Source organism: Labrys sp. LIt4, assembly GCF_017813775.1.
GTDB lineage: Bacteria > Pseudomonadota > Alphaproteobacteria > Rhizobiales > Labraceae > Labrys > Labrys okinawensis_A.
Genome location: NZ_JAGIPY010000024.1, coordinates 41,350 through 59,991 on the forward strand (window position 1 = coordinate 41,350; position 18,642 = coordinate 59,991).

Consider the following 18,642-nt stretch of genomic DNA (forward strand, 5'->3'; position numbering starts at 1 on the left):
GCGAATACATGCATGCGATCGGCTGTCGTACGCGCTACTCACTTACCCTTGAGGATGACTCTGCGGGACGAGCGGCTATAGTCGAGGCGGAGAGTGATTCATGGTTGCACAATCCGGCGGGAAGCCTGCCGACGCGCCGAGCAACGAGCCGGCGGACAAGCCTGGACAGTCTGAGCAGTCGATGGGCGGGCTGCTGCTGCAGCTCAACATGATGGCTCGCGCCTTCGTCTCTTCGCCCCATCGCAACCAATTGCTCCTGCTGCTCGTCGGGGTCGTCCTGGTGATCGCGGTCACCGGCTATTTCCAGATCCTGCTGAATGCCTGGAACCAGCCCTTTTACGATGCCCTGGCCCGCAAGGACCTGGCGCAATTCCTGCAACAGCTTCTGGTCTTCATCGCCATTGCGGGTGGATTGCTGATCCTCAATGTCACCCAGACCTGGCTGAGCTGGATGGTCAAGCTCAAGTTGCGGCAAGGTCTGGTGGAAGATCTCATCGGCCAGTGGATGCGGCCTCGCCGTGCGTTTCGTCTCGCCAATTCCAGCAAGATCGGCGTCAATCCGGACCAGCGCCTGCATGAGGATGCTCGCCACCTGACCGAACTGTCGACCGATCTCGGCATCGGGCTTCTGTCGGCCTCGATCTATCTGGCAAGTTTCATCACGGTGCTGTGGAGCCTGTCGAGCGGTTTCGTCTTCAACATCGAAGGCTACAGCTTTGCCATTCCCGGCTACATGGTCTGGGCCGCCTTGTTTTATGCCGTCACGGCTTCTCTGCTCTCATGGCATGTCGGCGGTACGCTGATCGGATTGAATGCGGATCGCTATGCGCGGGAGGCAGAGTTTCGCTTCTCGCTCGTGCGGGTCAGCGAGCATGTCGATGCCATCACGCTGAACAATGGCGAGAAAGACGAGGAACGCCAGCTCAATCTCGACCTCAAGGCGGTCTTGCAGGCAATGCGGCGGCTGGTGACAGCCACCGCGAGGCTCGCCTGGGTAACCTCCGGCTATGGCTGGTTCACCCAGGTTGCTCCGTTCCTGGTCGCCGCCCCAATCTATTTTGCCGGAAACTTGACGTTCGGCGGCCTCATGGTGGCCGTCGGCGCCTTCAACCAGGTGCAATCGCAATTGCGCTGGTTTGTCGACAACTTCAACACCATCGCCGACTGGCGCGCGACGCTCCTGCGCGTGGCAAATTTCCGTTACGCCGTCACCAACGTCGATACGCAAGAGACGGCAGCCAGCCATATCAAATTCACCGAGACCGAAAATGACGGTATCCGTCTCGATGATCTGGTGATCGAAGCGCCGAACGGACACAGCCGGCTCAATGAGAATCATGTCCAGATCAAGCCGGGCGAGCGGGTTCTGGTGGTCAGCGAGGCGGGAGCGAACAAGACGCTGTTGTTTCGCACCATGGCCGGCCTGTGGCCGTTCGGCTCAGGCCAGGTCAGCATTCCCAAAGGCGGTCAGGTCACCTTCATGCCGCGTCGTCCTTATCTGCCCCAGGGGACGCTCAGGCAGGTCCTGTCCTATCCCCAGCCCGTGGCCCAATTCGAGCAGACCGATTTCGAGCATGCCCTGTCGGCGGTAGGACTTGGTCATCTGGCCGATGATCTCGACCGCAATGTGCGTTGGGACAAGGACCTTGCCGACGAGGAGCAGCAGACGGTGGCTTTTGCCCGCCTGGCTCTGCAGAAGCCGGCCTGGATCGTTATCGATGAGGCTCTTGAAGGCTTGGACGAGGGCACGCGCGACAAGGTTTTCGCCATTTTCGAAAAGGATCTCGGCCAATCCGCCATCATCCATATCGGCCGGCCCGGCTCCAAGGCTAGCTTCTTCCCGCGCACTCTTCGCCTTCTCAATGATCGGACGCAGACGGATCGCGCGGCAGGGCAGACGGCACCGGGTGACGCGGGCGGATCCGGCGGTTCTGTATAGAATATTTATTTTTCAATGATGTAGACGCTTCTGTTGAAGCGTTAGTCTAGAGATCGATCAGGCAGCCTCTTGGCTTGCAACGGGTGAAAGACGGGACGATGGCAAAGGACAAGGCCGGCAAGAAGAAGCCCTCGAAGGGCGACAAGAAGATCGCGGCGGAGAAGGCGGCCAAAGGCATGACCAAGGCCGGGCCGTTCTACAAGGCGGCCGATCTCATCGACCTGCCTGACGAAGAATTGCTGGAAGCCGTGCAGCGCCAGACCTTCCGTTTCTTCTGGGAGGGCGCGGAGCCGGTGAGCGGCATGGCGCGCGACCGCACCACCCGCACCGTGGATACGCCCAACGATCTGGTGGCGATCGGCGGGACGGGTTTCGGTATCATGGCCATGATCGTGGCGATGGAACGGGGTTGGATCAGCCGCGCCGAAGGGTTGGAGCGGTTGACGAGGATCGTCGACGTCATCGAGCCGACCACCTGTTTCCACGGCGCCTATTCGCATTTCATGCATGGCGAGACCGGCAAGGTCTGGCCGTTCAGCCGCAAGGACGATGGCGGCGATCTCATCGAAACCGCCTTCCTGTTCCAGGGCCTGCTCTGCGCCCGGGAATATTTCGATGCCGCCACTCCCGCCGAGACGAGGCTGCGCCAACGTATCACCGGGCTATGGGGCGAGATCGAGTGGAACTGGTACACGCAGGGGCGCCATGCGCTCTATTGGCATTGGAGCCCCAATAACGGCTTCGTGCTCGACCATGACATCCATGGCTGGAACGAGTGCCTGATCGCCTATGTGATGGCGGTATCGGCGCCGCGCTATCCCATCGATCCCGCCGCCTATCATCGCGGCTTCGCGGCCAGCAAGGATTTCGGCGCACCGCGCTGCTATTACGACATCGAATTGCCGCTGGGCCCTGACAGGGGCGGACCGCTGTTCTGGGCGCACTATTCCTTCATGGGGCTCGATCCCCGGGGCCTGAAGGATCGCTACGCCGATTATTGGCAGCAGAACGTCGCCCACACGATGATCAATTATCGCCATTGCGTGCTCAATCCGCATGGCCATAAGGGCTATGGGCCCGACTGCTGGGGGCTGACGGCGAGCGACGATCCGGACGGCTATGCCGCCCATCAGCCGAGCGAGGACAATGGCGTGATCAGCCCGACGGCAGCCCTGTCGAGCTTTCCCTATGCGCCGAAGGAGGCGATGGCGGCCCTGCGCCACTTCCTTGCCAAATATGGCGACAAGGTCTGGGGACGCTTCGGTTTCGTCGACGCCTTCAGCGAGGAGCGGGACTGGTTCGCCGACACCTTCCTGTCGATCGACCAGGGCCCCATCATCGTGATGATCGAGAACTATCGCACGGGCCTGATCTGGAACCTGTTCATGCGCATTCCCGAGATCCAGGCCGGTTTGCGCAAGCTCGGCTTCGAAAGCCCACATCTCGAGGCGGGAGCAGGGGCCTGAGTGAGGGCGTGCCTGTCATCCCGCGTCCAGAACGCACTTCATCCCGCCTGCGATCCCGGATCTGCGCCGCATCACTGCGTGCTGCAGCGCGTCCGGAATGACACTCGCCGTCATTACTCCCGCCCGCGCCCGACATTGCGCACCAGCACTGCAGCCAGAATGATCAGGCCGGTGAGGATGTCCTGCATGTAGTTGGGCACGCCGAGAATGGTGAGGCCATTCGCCACCACGGCGATGATCACCGCGCCCAGCAGGGTGCCGAGCGCGTTGGCGTCGCCGCCGCGGAAAGCCGTCATGCCGAGAAAGGCGGCGGCATAGGCCTGGAGCAGGAAGCCGTTGCCGCCGGTCGGGTGGGCGCTGCCCAGCCTCGCCACCAGCAGCAGGCCGACAAGCCCGGCGAACAGGGTGCAGATCGCAAAGCCGAGTACCGTGCTGCGCACGATCGGCACACCGGTCAGGCGGGCGGCCTCGCGATTGCCGCCGATGGCCGCCATGCGCCGGCCGGACTCGGTGTAGTCCAGCAGGACGACGCAGAGCGCCGTCATGGCGACGGCCCACAGCGTCAGCACCGGCACCCCGGCCAGCGAGCCGCGCCCGAGACCACGGAACGCGGGTGGGATGTTGCCGAACAGCGTGGCGCCGTCGCTGATCCAGAAGGTGAAGCCGCCGACCACGGTGCCGATGGCCAGGGTCGCGATGAAGCTCGGCACCCTCAGGCGTGAAACGAGATAGCCGCTGATGCACCCGACCATCGCCGAGGACAGCAGCGTGGCGAGAACGGTGGCCGGAATGCCCCAGCCTTGAGCGAACAGGCTGACGGCGAGGATGCCGGCCCAGGATACCACCGCGCCGACCGAGAGGTCGAATTCCGACAGCACCATCACACAGGTCGCGCCGAGCGCCACGATGGCCAGCAGCGAAGATTGCTGGGTGATGTTGATCAGATTGGAGGCCTGAGCGAAGGAGCCCGGCGACAGCGCCGCGAAAACCCCGAGGATGACAAAAAGGCCGAAAAGCGTGCCGTAGCGGGCGGTGAAGTTCAAGCTGTCCTCCGGGAATGATCGGCCCGATGCGGTCTTGCCGTGCGGAAGGTTGCCGCGAGCACCTGCTGGCGGGTCAAGCCGGCGGTCGGAGCGTCCAGTACGATCTCGCCCTTGACCATCACCAAGATGCGCCCGGCCAGGGCGAACAGTTCCTCGATGTCGCTGGTGGCAAACAGGATCAGGGTGCCGTCGCCTGCGAGCCGGCGGCAAAGGGCGTGAATCTCGGCCTTGGACCGGACGTCGACACCCCGCGTCGGCTCGTCCAGCAGGAAGAGGCGCAGGCCCGGCCTGAACCAGCGCCCGATCAGCACCTTTTGCTGATTGCCGCCGGACAGGGTGGCGATACGGTCGGCGAGGCGGCTGTAGCGCACGGCGAGCCGCTCCAGCATCGTCCCGGCATTGCGCCGCAGGGCGGGCCAGGACAGGAAGGGCAGGCCGGCCACGGCGCGACCGTCGGAAAGACGCGGCAGGGCAGCATTGTCGAGAATGGATTGGCCGAGCACCAGGCCGCTGCCGCGGCGGTCTTCCGGCGCAAAGGCAACGCCCGAGCGAATGCGGGAGGGAATGCCGCGCGGCGGCAGCGGGCGCCCGGCCAGAGACAGCTTGCCGCTTGCCTGGGGCATCGCGCCCCAGAGCGCTTTCAAAAGGCTGGAGCGTCCGCTGCCGACGATCCCGTAGACGCCGATGATTTCGCCGCCATGGGCGCGCAGATGCAGGGAGCCGTGCCGGGGCGAGGGGGAAAAACCGTCGAGCTCGAGCAGCTTTCCGGCCTGTATTGCCGGAGGCGGAACGGCGTCGCGGAGCTGGGCATCGCCCGCCATCATCGCCACGACGGCGTCGGGCGTGGTTTCGCCGATCAGGCCTTGGCCGACGGTGACGCCGTTGCGCAGCACCGTGTAATCCTGGGCGAGTTCGAAAACTTCCTCCATGCGGTGCGAGACAAAGATTACGGCGCATCCCGCCTGCGCGAGAGTGGCGACCACCTTTCGCAGGATGCCGGCCTCGCTTTCGCTCAGGGAGGCCGTCGGTTCATCCAGCACCAGGATCCGGGCCTCGTCCATCAAGGCTCGCAGGATCTCGACCAGTTGGCATTGGCCCACCGAGAGATGGCGCACCGGCACATTCAGCGGCAGGGCGATGCCGAGCCTGTCGCGTATCGCCGCCAGGCGGCGATGCATGGCCTGCCGGTCGATCAGGCCGAAACGGCGCGGATAAGGCCGGCCGACAAAGGCGTTTTCGGCGGCGGTGAAACCCGGCACCAGATTGAGTTCCTGATGCACGAAGCGCAGGCCTGCCGCCTCGGCTGCCCTGGGATCCGCGGGAGCGTACGAGGCCCCGTCGAGCTGCATCGCGCCGCCATCGGGCCGATAGACACCCGACAGGCATTTGAGCAGGCTGGACTTGCCGGCCCCGTTCTCGCCCAGCAAGGCATGAATCCGGCCCGGCGCGATGCTGAGATCGACGCCATCGAGGGCGCGTACCCCGCCGAAATGCTTTTTCAGGCCGGTGATCTCGAGCCGCGGCACGGGACGGCCGGGAGGCTGGTTCATTGCGGACAAGTCGCGCCCAGGCTTGCCCGGTCGACGACCTTGGCCTCGACCTGGATTTCCTGTTTGCTGACGGGCTTGCCCTCCAGCACGTTGGCGATTTCCGTCACGGCGCTATGCGCGATTCCCGGAAAATCCTGGCGGACGGTGGCGATCAAGTCGGTGCATTGCTTGATCAGGTCCACGGCCTGCGGATTTCCGTCGATACCCGCGATCACCATCTTGGAATCGGGCGCGTCGCTCTGCTGGGCGAGGAGGGCGCCGATCGCCGGCTCGTCCCAAGCGGCCCATACGCCGTCGATCTCGGTGCCGTGCTGGCGAATGAAGGTTTCCATGGCGAGGCGGGAATCGTCGATCGGGCCGGGGACCTTCACATAATGCTCGGCGATCACCTTGATGCCGGGATTGGCCGCCAGCGCCTTGTCGAGCGCGAGTTCGCGCTGATGCACGCCGGGATGGGCCGAATAGTAGAACTTGACGATATTGCCTTTGCCGCCCAACTGCTTGAAGAGCTTGTCCGACAGGATGGTGCCGAGCGCGAAATTGTCGGTGGCGATGCTGGCCGTCACGCCGGGTGCCAGGGCGCCGTCGAGGGCGAAGACGGGAATCTTCTTGGCGGCCGCGGCCGCGACCTGATCGCCGATCTGCTTGGGGTCGACGCTGACCAGGACGATGGCCTTGACGCCGGCATTGGTGACGTCCTCGACCCGGCTCGCCAGCTGCTGAAGGTCGCCGCGGGTATCGACGACATTGACGTTCCAGCCCTTGCCGGCGGCGTCCTTCTTGAAGGTTTCGACGATCTCGTTGGTGGCGACCGAGCTGATATAGGGCGTCAGTACGGCGATATCTTCGGCCTGGGCCGCGTTTGCGACGACGCTGGCCAAGGTCATGGCCAAGATTGAAACACCGATCTTCACGTGGATCCCCCGATACCCTTGTTCCCCGGGCCGATCTCCCGGGCAGTTTCTTTGCGTTGCTATGGCATAGTCCGCGGCAGTTCGCGCGCGAAATCCGACGCGGCGTGGTAGCTGTGATAGCGCCGATCCGCGGCTTCAGCGCGAGAAGGATGAGGCTCGACCGTGACGCTGCCCGCTCGCTCTCGCACGGGCTCGAAGCCGAGCCTGGGGGCGAGCATGCGGTAAATGCCAAGCGCCGGCATCTCCTGGCTGGCGGCCGGCACGATCACGGGCCGGTTCAGTGCATCTGCCAAAAAGCGTTGCTGCAACGGGCTGCGGGCGCCCCCGCCGATCACCGTCAGCGGCTGGCATGGCAGGCCGGCGGCTTCCAGATTGTGGCGGATGGCAAGGGCGATACCCTCCAGCACGGCGCGGCACAATGCGCCGGGGCCGTGACCGCGATCGAGGCCGAGGAAGGCGCCGCGAACCAAGCGATCCTCGAAGGGAGAACGTTCGCCGAAGAGATAGGGCAGGAACAGCGGATGGGGCGCCTCGCCAGCGGCCGCGGCATGGTCAAGCAGCGCCTCCACCGGCAACGACGTGAGGTCGCTCAGCCAGTCGAGCGCCGCGCCGGCGCACAGGAAGGGCGTGATGACGATCGCGCGACCGCCCTCGACGGGATCGGCCAGTGTGTAGCTGTCGCGTGGCGGGCGGGCATCGGCAAGGTCCATGGTGCCTGCAACCCAGCCGGTCGTGCCGATATAGGCATAGGCAGTGTTGGGCGCATCGGCGAAGGCGCCCCAGGTCGCCGCTGCGCCATCGCCCGCACCATTGTAGACGGGAATGTCGCGCGGCAGGCCGAGGACGGCAGCGGCCTCAGCCGTCAGCTGGCCGGCGAGCGCGTCCGCAGCCAGGATTTTCGGCATCTGCGCAGGCCCGACGCCGGCCGCCGCCAACAAGGTCTCGTCCCAGGTACCGCTGGCGATGTTGTAGAGCCCGGTGGTGGTTGCCGTGGTAGGATCGATCACACTGGACCCGGTCAGGCGCCGGATCACCGCGTCCTTGGCCCCGAAGAGAAAGCCCGCGACGGCATCGAGCGGCAGGCCGGGAAGGAAGCGCTCGAGCCGCATCAGCTTGAGGATGGAATGGGCTGGATCGAGGTGATTGCCGGTGCGCCGGCCGTAATCGTCGGGAAGCCGGTCGCCCAATGCCGCCACTTCCTGCTGGTCGAGGCGGCGATCGGAATAGAGTATCGCGGGGCCGGTGGGCTCGCCTGCGGAGGAATGAGCGATGAGATTCTGCATGGAGCCCGCCAGGCCGATCGCGCAGACATCGGCCCGGAACGGCAGCTCGCTCACCGCTGCCTGCGTTGCGGCCCACCATTCCCGCGCATCCTGCTCGACGGAGCCGTCCGAGCGGGTCTGCGTGGTCAGGGGTCGCGTTGCCGAGGCCACGGCCGTAGCGGTGCGGTCATACAGCACCGCCTTGAGGGCGGTGGAGCCCACATCGAGAATGAGAAGCTTGTTGCCCACGTCTTGCTTCCAAGGGCTCCGATGGCCGCGACCAATGGCGGTGCGTTCGCAATGCCGGCTTGTGGAGAAACGCCTTAGGCTTCGCCGATCTGGAGGAAAGCCACGCAGGTCGGCGTGCCGATCTGGACTTCGGTGCCGGTCGGGGTCAGCTCACCGCTCTCCCTGTTGATGGCGAAGACGACGAGCTTGTCGCTGTTCTGGCTGGCTGCCACCAGGAAGTTGCCCGAGGGGTCGATGGCGAAATGGCGGGGAAACTGCCCGCCGCAGGGCACGTTGTGCTCCAGCTCCATCCCGCCTTCGCTGTCGAGGGCGATGATGCCGATGCTGTCGTGGCCGCGATTGCCGACATAGAGATAGGCGCCGTCGCCGGAAATCGCGATTTCCGAACAGAAGCTGCCGGATCCGGCCGATTCAGGCAGTGCGGAAATCGTGCTGATCAAGGTGAGCTTGGCCTGGTCCGCCTCGAAGGCGAAGGAGGACACGGTGGAATCGAGTTCGTTGGCGACGTAGAGCAGATTGCCGCGCGGATGGAAGACGAAGTGGCGCGGGCCGGCGCCGGCCGGGACCGAAGCGGCCCCGGCGCGGGCGATCGCGCCCGTCTGGGCATCGAAACGATAGACCACCAGCAGGTCGAGCCCGAGATCGGCAACCACGATGTAACGATTGTCCGGCGTAACGCGCACGCAATGGGGGTGAGGGCGCTCCTGCCGCTCCGGATCGGGTCCCGTGCCGGCATGGGCGGCGTCGCTGACCGCCGCCTTCAGGCCGCCATCCTCGCGGATCGGCAGCACGGCGATCGCCTTGTTGGGCAATTCACCTTCCGAGGTCAGGCTGTAATTGGCGACGAGCAGGAAGTTGGCGTTGCGGTCGTGGCTGTTGAAGGCTGCGATACTGCCCAGCGTCGGCTGCTTGTTGATGTAGCTCAGCGTGCCGTCTGCGGGGTCGACGGCATAGGCCGACACCGTGCCCTCGTTCCAGCCGAACACTTCGCTGTTGACATGCAGGACCTTGCGCTTGGCATCGACGCCGATCCAGGTGGGATTGTCGATGCCTTCGATCAGGCCGACAGGCGCAATCGCACCGGTAGCCTGGTCGAAGGAGAAAGTGGATATGCCCTTGGCGTTGTGGGTCGGATAGTATGGCGTGGGCCGCGTGGGGCCGCCGACATAGAGATAGGTGCGCTGCTCGGACATAATCCCGCCTTGTCAGACTCAGAAACTCGATGCGGCGCCGACCATATGGGACAGGGATGGCCCGGGCAACCGGGCCAGAGGTAGGTTCATGCCCTTTCGGGATGAGAACCGGAGTGCCGCTCACAACCTGCAACGATTGGCATTTGAATAAATCATACAAATGCAGGTATCAATCGGTCGGTGTATCGGCCTGCCTGAAATTGCACGTCAAGCCCACGCGCCAAGTCGACCGAACCATACGCCAAGTCTATTGAACGATGAACCGGCATTAGCCCGAACTCGACCACGGAGAGTGAAATGTCCCAATCCCTGCAGGGCAAGACAGCCCTCGTCACCGCAGCCGCCCAGGGAATCGGCCGCGCGTCGGCGATTGCATTGGCCCGTGCCGGGGCACGTGTGGTCGCCACCGACATTGCCGAGGACAAGCTGGCGGATCTCGCCGGGATTGAAGGCATCGCCGTCGAGCGGCTGGACGTGCTGTCGCCGGAAGCAATCGCCGCTTTTGCCGAGCGCCATGGCCCCCGGGCGGACATTCTCTTCAATTGCGCCGGCGTGGTGCATGCCGGCACCATTCTCGAATGCAGCGAGAAGGACTGGAACTTCGCCTTCGACCTCAACGTCACCGCGATGTTTCGCATGATCCGGGCCTTCCTGCCCCATATGCTGGAGCGTGGCGACGGCAGCATCATCAACATGTCGTCGGTGGCCTCGTCGGTGAAGGGAATTCCCAATCGTTTCGCCTACCAGGCCTCGAAGGCCGCCGTGGTCGGGATTACCAAATCGGTGGCAGCCGACTATGTCGCCAAGGGCATACGCTGCAACGCCATCGCGCCCGGCACGGTCGAAAGTCCCTCCCTCCGCGAAAGGCTGGAGGCGACGGGCGATTATGAGGCGGCACGCGCCGCTTTCATCGCGCGCCAGCCGATCGGGCGAATCGGTCAGCCCGAGGAGATTGCCGATCTCGTCGTCTATCTTGCCGGTGCCACCTACACGACCGGACAGATCCATATCATCGACGGCGGTTGGACCGGCTGAAGCCGGTGGGCCGAATTTTCGGCGGTTTGCACCCTCGGCCGAGGCTAAATTTAGCCCTGGCCGTTGGTAGTATGTGACAATCCGATCTGCCATAGCTCCGTTCCGTCATGAAACTGTCATCGAGTGGCCCGGTCGGCCTGGAGGTGGCGTCTCTCGGAGTAAGGACGTGGAAACAGGCAGTAGACCCGCACCGGTAGTGCCCGCACAGACATTGCCGGCCCCGGCTGCCAATCGGGAGATCGAGCTCAAGCTGTTGGCGCCCGCCGGCAGCTTCGATTCCCTGGCGTCGGTGCCGGTCATTGCCCAGCATGCGCGCAATCGCGGCGTCTTCCGTAATTTCGAGAATGCCTATTACGACACGCCCGACCGCCAGCTCTATCGCAACAGGATCGCCCTCAGGGTACGCAAGAGCGGCAAGAGCTTCATTCAGACTCTGAAACGTCCGGCCGACGGCACCAATCCTCTGGCTCGCCATGAATGGGAAGTGCCGGTGCCGAGCCTGGAGCCGGATCTGGCCCTGCTGCCGCCCGCGGCGTTGGAAATCGGAATGGATGGCGTCGGCAACGGCGTGCTCGAGCCCGTTTTCGTCACCAAGTTTCGCAGGCGCATCCAGGCGCTCGACCTGCCGGCTGCCAATCTGGAGCTTGCCTTCGATCAGGGCGAGATTCGGGCCGGCGAGCGCCGCGAGGCCATCAGCGAACTCGAGCTCGAACTCAAGGGCGGCGACGCCGGTGCCCTCTACGACGTTGCCCTGGCCCTGCTCGATGTCGCCCCCCTTCGCGTAGGCACGCTGGCCAAGGCCGATCGCGGCTACAGGCTCGCCTATGATCCGCCCGCCGCGGGCGTGCGGGCCAGCAAGGGCAGCATCGGTGCCGCCGACAATGTCGACGAGATCGTGGCCAAGCTGCTCGGCGACTGCCAGCGCCACATGGTGGCCAATCAGGCCGTGGTGGAGGAGGGCAGGACGCCGGAAGGCGTGCACCAGATGCGGGTGGCGCTGCGGCGCATGCGCACGGCGATTTCGATCCTCCAGCGCCAGATCGGCTCACCCACGCTCGCATTGCTGGCGGTCGAGGCTAAGTGGCTGGCGTCCACACTGGGGCCGGTGCGCAACTGGGATGTGCTGGTGGTGGATACCATTCCGGGCATTGAAACACATTGCCCAGACGAGAGGGCCTTTGCCGCCTTGCGGGCCCATGTCGAGCCGCGGCGGCTGCATGGCTATGAGCATCTGCGCGAGTTGTTCGCCGGTGCCCGCTACAATCGTTTCCTGCTGACGCTCGGGCGCACTGTCGAAAGACGCGCCTGGCGCAACGACATCGCCAGCGGTTCGCTCGGCATCCTGGCGCAGACGGCGGATGAGTTCGCTCGCCAGGCGCTCGAGCGGCTGCATCGCAAAGCCCTGAAAGGCGGGAAGCATTTCAGGCGGCTGGAACCGGTGGCCCAGCACGAGTTGCGGCTCGTGCTCAAGAAGCTGCGCTACGGCGCCGAATTCTTCCGCGGCGTCTTCGACACCAAGGAGGAGGCGCAGCGTTATCTTGCCCGGCTCGCGGACCTCCAGGAAGGGCTCGGTCTGGCCAATGACGCGGCGACGACGGGCGGCCTGCTGGCCATGCTCACCGATGACACGCAGGATGCCGCCCTGCATCGGGGTGCCGGCCTGATCACCGGCTGGCAGACCCGCGACAAGGAATTCGCCGCCGGCTCGCTGCACAAGCTCTGGAAGCGGTTTGCCCAGGGCGCGCCTTTCTGGCTGCCGTGATGGCCGATCGCGGGTTGTCACTGACCTGAATCTGCGGCACACCGTCTGAGTTGCCAAATCCTGGCCGGGTCCTGGTGGCGGCCTTTGCCGCCCGGTCCGGTCGATGCTTTCCTGAGGCTGTCATGAGCCGCATCGCCTATGTGAACGGGATCTATGTGCCGCTGCGCGACGCCTGCGTGCATGTCGAGGACCGTGGTTTCCAGTTTGCCGACGGGGTCTATGAGGTTTGCGAGGTTTTCGGCGGCCGGCTCGTCGACCAAACCCGGCATCTTGCCCGCCTCAAGCGCTCGCTTTCCGAACTGGGCATCGGCATGCCGGTCGGGGAGGGGGCGCTCAAAGTGATTCTGCGCGAGACGGTCCGGCGCAACCGCGTGCGCGACGGCCTGGTGTATCTGCAGGTCACGCGCGGCGCCGCCAAGCGCGATTTCGTGTTTCCGGCGCCGGATACGCCGCCCACTCTGGTGGTGACCGCCCGCTCCGTCGACCGCAGCAAGGCCGAGGCCGGCGCCGCCAACGGCATTTCGGTGATCAGCCTGCCGGATAATCGCTGGGAGCGGGTCGACATCAAATCCACCGGCCTTTTGCCCAATGCGCTGGCACGGCAGCGGGCCAAGGAGCGCGGCGCCAAGGAGGCCTGGTTCGTCGACAGGGACGGCTATGTCACCGAAGGAGCGGCCAGCAATGCCTGGATCATCACCCGCGAAAATACTTTGCTGACGCGCCCCGCCGAGAGCGGCATTCTGCGTGGCGTGACCCGCACCACACTGCTGGACCTTGCGCGGCGCGACAATCTGCTGGTCAGCGAACGGCCCTTCACGCTGGCGGAAGCCAAGGCAGCCAAGGAAGCCTTCGTGACGGCGGCAACGGCGCTGATCATGCCGGTGGTACGCATCGACGACACGGTGATCGGCGATGGCAAGCCGGGGGCTCTCACCGCGCGGTTGCGGGCGCGTTTTCACGAGGTGGCCGAGCGTTCACTTTAGCGTTTGACATACCATTGCTGCTTGACAGATGATGGCTTGACCTCCATCTGCGATCATTCCGACAGATTGCGCGGAATGACGTGTTGCGATTGCAAACTTTTGCTTGCGCGACGCGGCATCCCCGTCGACTATGTAGGATAATTGCATGAAAGGCAGGCGCGTCAGCGTTGGCTGATTTTGCTTGTGCATGTCCGCGGATCAACCGCGGTCAAGGAGTTTCGGGGGTATTATGGCGGCGGAGCGCACCCAAAATCTACAGGACACGTTTCTCAACAATGTCCGCAAGAACAAGATCCCGCTCACGATCTTCCTGGTGAATGGTGTGAAGTTGCAAGGCGTTGTGACCTGGTTTGACAATTTTTGCGTGCTTTTGCGTCGCGATGGTCATTCCCAGCTGGTCTATAAGCATGCGATTTCGACGATCATGCCGGGCCATCCCGTCCAGCTCTTCGAAGGCGGTGAGATCGAAGGCGCGGACAAGCTTTGATTCTTGCCGTATCGGCGGTGGCGGGAGCGCTCCCGCCCGAAAGTTGACGTTTGACAGCAAATACTCTCAAGGATCCGGCGCATCGCATCGATGCGCATGAGCTGGAAGTTGCTTCCGGCACAAGGACCTTCGTCGTCGCTCCGGTGCTTTCTCGCCGGAGCGAGAGCGACCTCGTACGATCACCGGAAGCCAAGCTCGACGAAGCCGTCGGTCTTGCCGGCGCCATCGATCTCAATGTGGTGGGCGCCGTCGTGGTCACGCTCGGCGAAATCCGCCCTTCGACCTATATCGGCAAGGGCAAGGTCGATGAGATCAAGGCCGTCGTCGAGGCCGAGGACATCACCCTCGTGCTGATGGATTGCGCCCTGTCGCCTGTGCAGCAGCGCAATCTCGAAAAGGCCTGGGGCGCCAAGGTGATCGACCGAACCGGCCTGATTCTCGAAATCTTCGGCCGGCGCGCGCGCACCAAGGAAGGCACTCTGCAGGTCGAACTCGCCCATCTCAACTATCAAAAGGGGCGTCTGGTCCGCTCCTGGACCCATCTCGAACGCCAGCGCGGCGGCGGAGGCTTCCTCGGCGGTCCGGGCGAAACCCAGATCGAATCGGACCGGCGCCTCCTGCAGGACCGTATCGTCAAGCTGGAGCGCGAACTGGAACAGGTGAAGCGCACGCGCGCTCTGCATCGCGTCAGCCGGCGCAAGGTGCCTTATCCGATCGTGGCGCTGGTCGGCTATACCAATGCCGGCAAATCGACCCTGTTCAACCGCCTGACCCGAGCCGAGGTGCTGGCGGAGGACATGCTGTTCGCCACGCTCGATCCGACGTTGCGCGCGCTCAAGCTGCCGCATGGCACCAAGGCCATCCTGTCGGATACGGTGGGCTTCATCTCCGAATTGCCGACCATGCTGGTCGCCGCCTTCCGGGCCACGCTGGAAGAAGTGCTGGAGGCCAATGTCATCCTGCATGTGCGCGATATTTCCCATGGCGATACCGAAGCCCAGGCCAGCGATGTTCGCTCCATCCTCAACAGCCTCGGCATCGAGGAAGGCACCGGGCAGGCGGTGATCGAGGTCTGGAACAAGGTCGATTTGCTCGAGGCTCCCGCGCGCGAGGCGCTGCTGACGGCGTCGCGCCGCGATGGCGAAAATCGTCCGATCGTGGTCTCCGCCGTGACTGGCGAAGGGGTGCCGGCATTGCTCGATCGGGTCGAGGCGGTCGTTGCCGCCGGGCGGCTGACGCTTTCCGTCGACATCCCACCGGCGGACGGAGCAGGCCTTGCCTGGCTCCATGCCAATACGGATGTGCTGGCCCGCGAGACCGACGAGGACGGCGTCACCCATGTCTCGATTCGCGTTGCGCCGGAGCGGGCGGAACAGGTAAGGCGGCGGTTCGGGATCTCGGCCGTTGAGTGAGCTGAGCGCTCACAATGGTTCGACAGCCTTTGATTCTCGATAACTCCGCCCGGCCAATGGCCTGAGGCTGCCGTCAACACGGGCCCGGGCGGATCGTCTGGGGCCCGGTGATGGTGCAGTGGCAGTCGGATCCGTCCCAATGCACGCTGTGCGATACCCAGGAAGGGCGCCGGCCGCAGGCATGGACCGGCGGCGAGCAGGTCGGGCAGACGAAGGCCCCCGCATTGTTCAGGGTGATTTCGCCCGCTCCGTCCGCGGGGCTGGCCGCGATGCCGAAATCTCCGGTGCGGTAGAGGAAGACCTTCATCTGTCCGCGACCGTCCAGTCCCTTCCAACCGTAGATCGCGCGCGGCGTCTCCGGATCGGCTTCGACGGCAAGAAGCCTGCCGCCGGAGCCGGCCGCCTTCTGGAGCCCGGCGAAGTCGTGGATCTCCCGCAGGGAAGTAATCCACTCCTTTGTAATGGCTATGCTCGCTTCGGGCTGGCCGGGATCATGTGGCGGCCACGGCGCCAGTTCCGAGGGGACTGCGGACAGGGCCGGCCAGATCGCCAGAATGATGGTTCCCGCCAAACCCGTGACCAGCCTCGACATCGAGGGCGCTCCGCTCATGCCGCACAATGACAGCCGGACTATGACGCTCGGCGGGCCCGAAGGTCAAATGCAGGGCGGACTGGTACCAATATGCCTTCGTCCGGCTGGCGCACAGAGGCCTGTAGTCTAGCCGGGAGCTTGGAACGCCGGCTTCAGAACCAGCTGGTTCGCGCCGGCTCGGGCGTTGTGACGAGACCGACGACGGCGCCTGTGGTCGCCCCGATGGCACCGCCGACCAGTGCGCCGGTGGTCGGCTGGCGGGCGACCAGGCTGCCGACGATGGCGCCGCTGGTGCCGCCGATCAGGGCGCCGTTGAAGGCTCGCCCTGCCGGGCTGGAACTGCAGGAAGCGGTGCTGACGGCAAGGCCGGTGATCAGGATCAACCCGGGAAGTCTCTTCATGGTTGAGCATCCTTACGCTACGCTACGACGAATGGCTCATTTACTGAAAATTAACAGTTGGTTCCGAATCGGACAGAAGAAAGGCTTGGCCAGACAAAATTCAGACAAATATATTAATGGCGATTGGCCGGAATGGTATTTTCGGAGGATTTACTGTCTGAATTGACGTAAATAGCGGCCGAAATAGCTGGATTTCCTGACTTTCGCGGAAGATCGGCAAGCCGTCTCCATTCTAGCGGCATGGTTAATCTTGAGGCCTCCCGAGGCTGCTGAACCAACACGGCCGGCCATCCTGGCACGGCAGGGACGATCGCTATGGCACGGGAGCACCGGGTACGGGCAATCCCAATTTCTGGCGCAGCGCCGTCAACACTGCGTCGCCCATGGCGGCCTGACCGAGTGCGTTTGGATGAAAGGAGCCGCTGAGGGTGGCAGCCAGGACCGGCTGGGCGCGGCCGTTCATATGTGGATCGCCGCCGCTGCCCGCCAGCGTGCGCATGGTGTTGGCGGTGAGGAAGGCATCGTTCGGCGTGACAAACCAGCGCTGACGCGGGCGATAGGCTTGCCAGCGCGGTGGTGAAAACGGGGTCCAGCGTTGCCCGGTCGGTGTGCTGACCGGAAAACGGAGCCCGTCCGGGCCGTTGCTGCCGTCCGCCATGCCGGGCTGGCACAAGGCGTGGCCCTTGAACTCATCGGCGAAGCCGGTCACCACCTGCCAGCCAATGCCGGCACCGAGAGCGCGAATCTTGGCATTGAGGCCGTCGACGAAGGCGACCGAGTCAGCACCCGTGGGCGGCTTGCTGATCCGGAAGATCTCGTGAAGGTCCATACCGGCTGTGCCCGCTTCGCCGCTGGAGGCATGCGGGCAAGTGCCGCTGCCCGTGTGCAGCATTTGAGGATAGCCGGTCTGAATGATCTGGGACGCATTCAGCCCCAACAGCCGTTCGAAGGCCTGGGCCAGGATGCGATACCGGTCGGACAGCGAACTCTGCGCAGCCGTGGCATCCCGAAACGTGATGGGGCCGGCTCCCTTGATCCACAGTCTTTCGGCCGCTCGCCGAAGCGACAGGAAATGACTGCCCGCAACCAGGGCCTCGCCGGCAATGACCCGCGAAAAGCCGATATCATTCCCGCCGATGCTGAGCAGCAGGATGTCGGGGGCCCGCTTGAAGGCTGCGCAACGTTTGAGATCGCTTTGCCAGGAAAAATGTGGGGGTGGCGAGAACCGGTTGAAGCCCTTCAGAGGTCTGGGGCAAAGGTCACGCAAGGCGCGCATCACCTGTGGCGAAGCGTCATACTGGCCCGCCTTGCCCGGCCGGTCTTTGGGAACGTCATCGCGGGCCGCCCAGTAGCCGAGAAGCCCCTCGAAGACCTCCGCCCCCGTGCAGCCATAGCCGAGATAGGTCACACGGACATGCGGCGCTTCCAGGGCGATCGCCAGGGCGGCCTTGAGCTGGTGGGAATAGAGCGAGCGATGGCATTGCTGATTGATCCATAGGGCGCCGATCCCGAAACTTTTGTCGAAATTGTGCTTGTAGCGGAGGGGGTAAAGCCGCAGCCGGCCGCGCCATCCCGATTCACCCGGCAGGCGGGACGATTCCTGGAAATTGTTGACGTCGGTGCCGAGCACAGCGGCCTTGTCCGGATTGCCTTCCCCGGAGGCGAAGGAATCGCCCATGCCGAGAATGGTAACCGGCCGAATGGTCTGGCCGGGTGCTTCCGCCACGGCCGAACCGTCGGCCCTGGCGGCCAGGGTGAAGGCTGTGCCGATGGGGAGGTCGGCAAGGCGTATCTGCTTGTCGCATGCTGCCGTTGCAGCCACGGTACCATTGACCAGCCATTGACAGTCACGGCCCGCGAGGGGCTCGGTGAGGCTCGCCAGGATGTCGGCCCTGCGTGCACCGACATAGTCCTCGCCATTGGTCAGCCTGCAGGCCCAGTGTCCGCGATTGGTCGCACTGAAGCAGGTGCTGCGGACAAGGGCCGAGGCCCAGCCGAAACGCCAGATCGTTGAGGGATCGCCGAAAACCTTGTCGAGTTGCCTGGCATCGGCGCGCTTTTCCAGCTCGACCTCCAGCGCCATCACGGGCCGGTTCTGGCGGTCGGCCAGGGGGAGGCCGGCATAGATGCCGGCGAGGGCACGGAAATGGTCCTCGTTGCGGAACAGGGGGAAGCGATTGGCGACTTCCCATCGGATGGCGGGCGCAGATTCGGCCGCTCCTGCCGCACAGGCAAGGCCGAAGACGAGGGCTCCGAGACTTGCCCGGCCTCCACCATGCCGCCAGCTTGATCGTCCGGTCCTGACAACGTCCATACGTGACATGGCAGCTCCCCGCATGCGATCGGCTCGCCAC

The 18,642-nt window shown here is 64.4% G+C and carries 15 protein-coding genes; 7 read left to right on the forward strand and 8 right to left on the reverse strand.

Translation table 11 applies throughout. From position 1 onward, the window contains the following. Positions 1-100: 100 nt before the first annotated feature. A complete protein-coding gene (locus J8I29_RS27650) occupies positions 101-1,939 on the forward strand; it encodes an ABC transporter ATP-binding protein/permease (RefSeq protein WP_209434116.1) in 1,839 nt (612 codons plus the stop codon). A 98-nt stretch (positions 1,940-2,037) separates the two neighbouring features. Next, a complete protein-coding gene (locus tag J8I29_RS27655; protein WP_245197434.1) occupies positions 2,038-3,405 on the forward strand; it encodes a glucoamylase family protein in 1,368 nt (455 codons plus the stop codon). Positions 3,406-3,518: 113 nt separating this feature from the next. On the opposite strand, the gene J8I29_RS27660 is transcribed toward J8I29_RS27655, so the two are convergent. The 5 genes from J8I29_RS27660 to J8I29_RS27680 form a co-directional block, all read right to left on the reverse strand. Continuing rightward, positions 3,519-4,448 (reverse strand): ABC transporter permease, encoded by a 930-nt coding sequence (locus J8I29_RS27660; protein WP_209434117.1) that lies wholly within the window; start codon positions 4,446-4,448, stop codon positions 3,519-3,521. Beyond that, complete coding sequence (locus J8I29_RS27665; RefSeq protein WP_209434118.1) at positions 4,445-5,998, reverse strand: sugar ABC transporter ATP-binding protein; 1,554 nt, start codon at positions 5,996-5,998, stop codon at positions 4,445-4,447. Before J8I29_RS27665 ends, J8I29_RS27660 begins: the two co-directional genes overlap by 4 nt. Continuing rightward, positions 5,995-6,885 (reverse strand): sugar ABC transporter substrate-binding protein, encoded by an 891-nt coding sequence (locus J8I29_RS27670; RefSeq protein ID WP_209434119.1) that lies wholly within the window; start codon positions 6,883-6,885, stop codon positions 5,995-5,997. Before J8I29_RS27670 ends, J8I29_RS27665 begins: the two co-directional genes overlap by 4 nt. Positions 6,886-6,971: 86 nt before the next feature. Continuing rightward, positions 6,972-8,423 carry an FGGY family carbohydrate kinase gene (locus J8I29_RS27675; protein WP_209434120.1) on the reverse strand — a complete coding sequence of 484 codons (1,452 nt, stop codon included), beginning with the start codon at positions 8,421-8,423 and terminating at the stop codon, positions 6,972-6,974. 74 nt (positions 8,424-8,497) lie between these two features. Beyond that, positions 8,498-9,616 carry a lactonase family protein gene (locus J8I29_RS27680; protein ID WP_209434121.1) on the reverse strand — a complete coding sequence of 373 codons (1,119 nt, stop codon included), beginning with the start codon at positions 9,614-9,616 and terminating at the stop codon, positions 8,498-8,500. Positions 9,617-9,913: 297 nt separating this feature from the next. Between J8I29_RS27680 and J8I29_RS27685 the strand changes: the two genes are divergently transcribed. The 5 genes from J8I29_RS27685 to hflX all read left to right on the forward strand — a co-directional run bounded on the left by J8I29_RS27685 (position 9,914) and on the right by hflX (position 15,295). Next, a complete protein-coding gene (locus J8I29_RS27685; RefSeq protein WP_209434122.1) occupies positions 9,914-10,651 on the forward strand; it encodes an SDR family oxidoreductase in 738 nt (245 codons plus the stop codon). A gap of 166 nt (positions 10,652-10,817) precedes the next feature. Then, positions 10,818-12,413 (forward strand): CYTH and CHAD domain-containing protein, encoded by a 1,596-nt coding sequence (locus tag J8I29_RS27690; protein ID WP_209434123.1) that lies wholly within the window; start codon positions 10,818-10,820, stop codon positions 12,411-12,413. Positions 12,414-12,535: 122 nt separating this feature from the next. Continuing rightward, positions 12,536-13,396, forward strand: coding sequence for a D-amino-acid transaminase (locus tag J8I29_RS27695; protein WP_105862912.1), 861 nt, complete (start codon positions 12,536-12,538; stop codon positions 13,394-13,396). Between the two features lie 229 nt (positions 13,397-13,625). Beyond that, positions 13,626-13,883 (forward strand): RNA chaperone Hfq, encoded by a 258-nt coding sequence (hfq, locus tag J8I29_RS27700; protein ID WP_068290859.1) that lies wholly within the window; start codon positions 13,626-13,628, stop codon positions 13,881-13,883. Between the two features lie 86 nt (positions 13,884-13,969). Next, positions 13,970-15,295, forward strand: coding sequence for a GTPase HflX (gene hflX, locus J8I29_RS27705; protein ID WP_181161214.1), 1,326 nt, complete (start codon positions 13,970-13,972; stop codon positions 15,293-15,295). 73 nt (positions 15,296-15,368) lie between these two features. Here hflX and J8I29_RS27710 read toward each other — a convergent pair whose 3' ends face one another. The 3 genes from J8I29_RS27710 to J8I29_RS27720 all read right to left on the reverse strand — a co-directional run bounded on the left by J8I29_RS27710 (position 15,369) and on the right by J8I29_RS27720 (position 18,611). After that, on the reverse strand, positions 15,369-15,887 hold the full coding sequence (locus J8I29_RS27710; protein ID WP_209434124.1) for a hypothetical protein: 519 nt from the start codon (positions 15,885-15,887) through the stop codon (positions 15,369-15,371). A 152-nt stretch (positions 15,888-16,039) separates the two neighbouring features. Next, positions 16,040-16,288, reverse strand: a complete 249-nt coding sequence (locus tag J8I29_RS27715; RefSeq protein WP_105862915.1) for a YMGG-like glycine zipper-containing protein — start codon at positions 16,286-16,288, stop codon at positions 16,040-16,042. A gap of 313 nt (positions 16,289-16,601) precedes the next feature. After that, a complete protein-coding gene (locus J8I29_RS27720) occupies positions 16,602-18,611 on the reverse strand; it encodes a hypothetical protein (protein WP_209434125.1) in 2,010 nt (669 codons plus the stop codon). Positions 18,612-18,642: the final 31 nt, after the last annotated feature.